At 67.9% G+C, this 5,140-nt stretch carries 4 protein-coding genes and 1 pseudogene; all 5 read right to left on the bottom strand.

Going from position 1 to position 5,140, the window contains the following annotated elements:
* Nucleotides 1-1,049, bottom strand: a pseudogene (locus tag WA317_RS19900) (HAMP domain-containing protein); the annotation flags it as partial.
* Between the two features lie 121 nt (nt 1,050-1,170).
* On the bottom strand, nt 1,171-2,787 hold the full coding sequence (groL, locus tag WA317_RS19895; RefSeq protein ID WP_425174668.1) for a chaperonin GroEL: 1,617 nt from the start codon (nt 2,785-2,787) through the stop codon (nt 1,171-1,173).
* Between the two features lie 97 nt (nt 2,788-2,884).
* The gene (gene groES / locus WA317_RS19890) at nt 2,885-3,187 is read right to left on the bottom strand and encodes a co-chaperone GroES (RefSeq protein WP_425174667.1); all 303 of its coding nucleotides are present in this window, start codon (nt 3,185-3,187) and stop codon (nt 2,885-2,887) included.
* Between the two features lie 264 nt (nt 3,188-3,451).
* A complete protein-coding gene (gene tsaD / locus WA317_RS19885) occupies nt 3,452-4,495 on the bottom strand; it encodes a tRNA (adenosine(37)-N6)-threonylcarbamoyltransferase complex transferase subunit TsaD (RefSeq protein WP_425174666.1) in 1,044 nt (347 codons plus the stop codon).
* Nucleotides 4,492-5,037 carry a ribosomal protein S18-alanine N-acetyltransferase gene (gene rimI, locus WA317_RS19880; RefSeq protein ID WP_425174669.1) on the bottom strand — a complete coding sequence of 182 codons (546 nt, stop codon included), beginning with the start codon at nt 5,035-5,037 and terminating at the stop codon, nt 4,492-4,494. The genes tsaD and rimI overlap by 4 nt, the downstream gene beginning before the upstream one ends.
* Between the last annotated feature and the right edge of the window lie 103 nt (nt 5,038-5,140).

Here is a 5,140-nt window from a genome sequence, read left to right as displayed (position 1 = left end):
GGCGGGCCACCGTGTCCTCGGCGGTGTTGGCCTCGGCGAAGGGGGTGAAGTCGCGGACGTCGACGAACATTACGGTGACCTGGCGGCGCTCACCGGTGAAGACGTCGTCACCCTGCTCGAGCAGCCGCGCTGCGAGGGCAGGGTCGACATAGGTGCCGAAGGCGGCCTGGAGTCGTTGCCGCTCAGCCAAACCGGCCTGCATGCGGTTGAATGAGGCCGCCAGCGCACCAAGGTCGTCATCTTGGACCACCGGCAAACGCTGGTTGTAGTCACCGGCCGCAACACGTTCCGTGCCTTCGGCAAGATCGCGAATCGGTCGAAGGGAAGGTGAAGGCAGTGCCCACGGTCAGCGGCAACCCGAGGCCGACCGTCAACGCACACCCGATCACGAGGAAGAGCACAGGTTCTTCGCGGGCCCGATCGAACACGGCCGTCAGCATTTCGCCGTCAACCGCGAACACGAACACGACCGCGAGCATGGACACGCTCGACCACGCGGCGAAGGTCGGACGAGAGCGGGGCAGCGAGTCACCAACCCCGGTGTCACCGGCGATCGCGACCCTGGCTGGCCGCACCGCTGCTTCCGCGAGGCTGTGCAGACCGGGCAGCAGAACGGCGACTCCGATGACGGCGCCCAGGATCGCGTACTGGACGAGCCGCCATCCAGTCGCCCCGGCGATCGCACCGACAATGACCGACAACAGCCCGACCCAAACGGCGTTCAACGCGACCCCTCGAACAACCGCCCCCCGGGTCCAGGCATAGGTGGCGTCCAATGCCCCCGCCCGACCGACGTCGCGGCCGGCCGCCCACTGCTCTACAAGGTGACCCGCCCCCCAACCGGGGCAGATGACCACGAAGGCCAGCACCGGCACCGCAGCAATCGTGACGGCGGCCGCCTCTACGTAGTCACTGGACTGCTCGACAGCAACGATGAGAAACGACCAGAAGACGTAGATCGGCAGCCCCACTGGGGCTGCGACGGCGCAGACCGCCCACGAGTACCTCCTGCCGTGCCGATCCCACGCCCACTGCCAAATGCGATCCATGCTGCGAGACTAAATATCCGTAGGCGTTGAGCTGCGGCTCTTGGTGCGGCTGGACGGAATCGAATGCCACTACACGCAAACACCCCCGGCGATAAACCGGAGGTGTTTCGCATCGCTTGAACTAGTGCGCGTGGCCATGGCCGTGGCCGTGATCGTCCTGCTGCTCCGGCTTCTCGACGATCGCGGTCTCGGTGGTGAGCACCATCCGCGCCACCGAGGCGGCGTTGACCACCGCCGATCGGGTGACCTTGACCGGGTCGACGATGCCCTCCTTGGCCAGGTCGCCGTAGTTGAGCGTGGCCGCGTTCAGGCCCTGCCCGGCGGGCAGCTCGCTGACCGTGTTGACCACGACGGCACCGTCCAGACCGGCGTTGGAAGCGATCCAGAACAGCGGGGCGGCCAGCGCCTGGAAGAACACGTCCACACCGAGCACCTCGTCGCCGGTCAGCGACGACCGCAGGTCGGTCAGCGCCTTGCGGGCCTGCAGCAGCGCGGTGCCGCCGCCCGGGACGGTGCCTTCCTCGACGGCCGCCTTGGCCGCGGCCACCGCGTCTTCGACGCTTTCCTTGCGCTCCTTGAGGGCGGTCTCGGTGGCAGCTCCGACCTTGATGACGGCTACCCCGCCGGCCAGCTTGGCCAGCCGCTCTTCGAGTTTTTCCCGATCCCAGTCCGAGTCGGTGTTCTCGATCTCCGAGCGCAGCTGCTTGGCGCGATCGGCGATCGCCTCGGCGCTGCCGCCGCCCTCGACGATCACGGTGTCGTCCTTGCTGACCACGACGCGCCGGGCCGAGCCGAGCACCTCCAGGCCGGCCTCGCGCAGCACCAGCCCAACGTCGGGGTTGACCACGTGTCCGCCGGTGACGATCGCCAGATCGTCGAGGAACGCTTTGCGCCGGTCGCCGAAGAACGGCGCCTTGACCGCGACCGCCTTGAGCGTCTTGCGGATCGCGTTGACGACCAGCGTCGACAACGCCTCGCCTTCGACATCCTCGGCGATGACCAGCAGCGGCTTTCCGGCTTCGGCCACCTTTTCCAGCAGCGGCAGCAGGTCGGGCAGCGAGGTGATCTTGTCGCGATGCAGCAGGATCAGCGCGTCGTCGAGGACGGCTTCCTGCGAGTCGAAGTCGGTGACGAAGTAGGCCGAAATGAAGCCCTTGTCGAAGCCGACGCCCTCGGTGAACTCCAGCTCGGTGCTCATGGTCGACGACTCCTCGACGCTGACCACGCCGTCGTGGCCGACCTTGGTCATCGCCTCACCGACCAGCTCGCCGATCTGCTCGTCGCGTGAGGACACGGTGGCGACCTGCGCGATGGCGGTCTTGTCCGACACCGGTGTCGCCGACGCCAGCAGCGCTTCAGACACCGCGTCGGCGGCCTTGCTGATGCCGACCCCGAGCTCGATCGGGTTGGCGCCGGCGGCCACGTTGCGCAGGCCGGCTCTGATCAGCGCCTGGGCCAAGACGGTGGCGGTGGTGGTGCCATCACCGGCGACGTCGTTAGTCTTGGTGGCGACTGACTTCACCAGTTGGGCGCCCAGATTCTCGAACGGGTCTTCCAGGTCGATCTCGCGGGCGACGGTGACGCCGTCGTTGGTGACTGTGGGCCCGCCGAAAGCCTTGGCCAACACCACATGCCGTCCTCGCGGACCCAGTGTGACGCGCACCGCGTCGGCCAGCTTGTTCACGCCGGCCTCCAGGGCCTGACGCGCGGTTTGGTTGAACTCGATTTGCTTGCTCATGGGCCTTTCCTTGACGTCCTTAACGGCAGAAAGCGCACCGCCCCGGAGACCACCCACGTGTCGACGCGGGGATCACCGGGGCGGAACACGCCTCGGGTTACTTGGAGACGACGGCCAGCACGTCGCGGGCCGACAGAATCAGGTACTCCTCGCCGTTGTACTTGATCTCGGTGCCGCCGTACTTGCTGTAGATGACGGTGTCACCCTCGGACACGTCCAGCGGGATGCGCTTGGCGCCCTCATCGTCCCACCGGCCGGGGCCGACGGCGACAACGGTGCCTTCTTGCGGCTTCTCTTTGGCGGTGTCGGGGATGACCAGACCCGACGCTGTTGTGGTCTCGGCCTCGTTGGCCTGTACGAGGATTTTGTCCTCGAGTGGCTTGATGTTCACGCTCGCCACGATTGGAGCCCTCCACTTAATCGATAGGGGGTCCGTGGCCGTTGCCCCGGACCAGTATTGTTGAGGGTCCGGGGCCAGCCCGGAACCGTTGGATTACAGGTGTCTGGCCTTCGTCCGTGCCCATGCGTCGTCGTCGCGGGTGCCGACACAGGGATTGTCCGATTGCCACCTAGCACTCTATACATGCGAGTGCTAAACACTCAAGGTCGCCCCGCCGCTTTCTGCCAGGGCGTATCGCCAAATGCACTCCGGCTGCGGGAGAACTCACCTGACCTGACTTTTCACCACCGGCAGGCCCGGATCGCTGGCCACGTCAAGCGGCGACGGCGCCGCACCGGCGGCAACCAGATGAGCGGCGAACGCCGCGATCATCGCACCGTTGTCGGTGCACAGCCCCAACCTCGGAACGCGCAGCGACAGACCGGATTCGGCGCAGCGCTGCGCGGCCAGCTCACGTAGCCGAGAGTTGGCGGCCACTCCGCCGGCGATCAGCAGGGTTGTCACGCCGAGCTCAGTCGCGGCGCGGACCGCCTTTTTGGTCAGTACGTCGGCGACCGACTCTTGGAACCCGGCCGCGATGTCGGCGGTTCTGGCGTCGGGACGGGACTCCACGTACCGCGCGACCGAAGTCTTGAGGCCAGAGAAGCTGAACGCATACGGGTCGTCGGCCGGCCCGGTCATGCCCCGCGGGAAGACGATCGCCTCGCGGTCACCGGTGCGGGCCAACTCGTCGAGCACCCTGCCGCCCGGATAGCCCAGCCCCAGCAGCCGCGCAACCTTGTCATAAGCCTCGCCGGCGGCGTCGTCGAGCGTGCTGCCCAGTTCGACCATCGGCTCGCTGAGCGAACGCACGTGCAACAGGTGAGTGTGTCCGCCAGAGACCAGCAGGGCGACGCACTGGGGCAACGGTCCGTGCTCGAGTACGTCGGCCGCCAGATGCCCACCCAGATGGTTGACTGCGTAGAACGGGACGTCCCACCCGGCGGCATACGCTTTGGCCGCAGCGACTCCCACCAGCAGCGCCCCGGCTAGACCCGGGCCGATGGTGGCGGCGACGACGTCGGGTCTGACCATCTGCGCGGCGGCCAGCGCGCGGCGCATCGTGGGACCGAGGGCTTCCAGGTGCGCCCGCGATGCGATCTCCGGGACGACGCCGCCGTACCGGACGTGCTCGTCGACGCTGGAGGCTACCTCGTCCGCCAGCAGCGTCACCGTGCCGTCGGCGCCGAGCGCAGCGATGCCGACACCCGTTTCGTCGCAGGATGTTTCGATGGCCAGCACGGTGCGGGCAGCCGGCGCGGCGCTCACTGCCCCGCCTCCCGCCGCATGGTGTAGGCGTCGGCGCCGCTGACCCGGTAGTACCGCCGGCGCAGCCCGACGTTGACGAATCCCACGCTGCGGTACAGCGCGATCGCCGCCGTGTTGTCGGTGCGGACCTCCAAATACACCGCTTCGCCGGCGGCGAAGTTCAACAACTCGACCAGCAGCCGGCGGCCGATTCCGCGGCCCTGGTAGGCGCGATCGACCCCGATGGTGTGCACCTCGTACTCGAACGGCGGCTTGCGGCCCAACCGGGAGATGCCGGCGTATCCGACCAGGGTGCCAGCGCGGCGATCGCGAGCGCGGCTGTCAGCCGGGTGAAGCGGGTCGCCGCCGTCGGCGATCGTGCGGGCGGCCAGGTAATGGTTGTGCTCGGCGGTGATTTCGCGCACGAAAGCCGCTTTCGGCCACGGGTCGTCACCGGGGAAGAGCTGAGCCTCCAACTCCGCGCACCGACCGGCATCCGCGGCGGTCAACGCATCGACGACGACGTCGTCCCGGGCCGCTGCCCTGGCGTCCGGGCGGCGCAGATACAACGGCACCAGCGGCCTCGACGTCAGCGACCAGTCGGACACCGCGCGAACCAGTCCGTCCGCGGTGGGACGCTCCGGACCGCGGCGCGGCAGGTCGAAC

It is taken from the genome of Mycobacterium sp. (assembly GCF_049802695.1).
GTDB lineage: Bacteria > Actinomycetota > Actinomycetes > Mycobacteriales > Mycobacteriaceae > Mycobacterium.
This window is presented reverse-complemented; position numbering and strand designations above follow the sequence as displayed.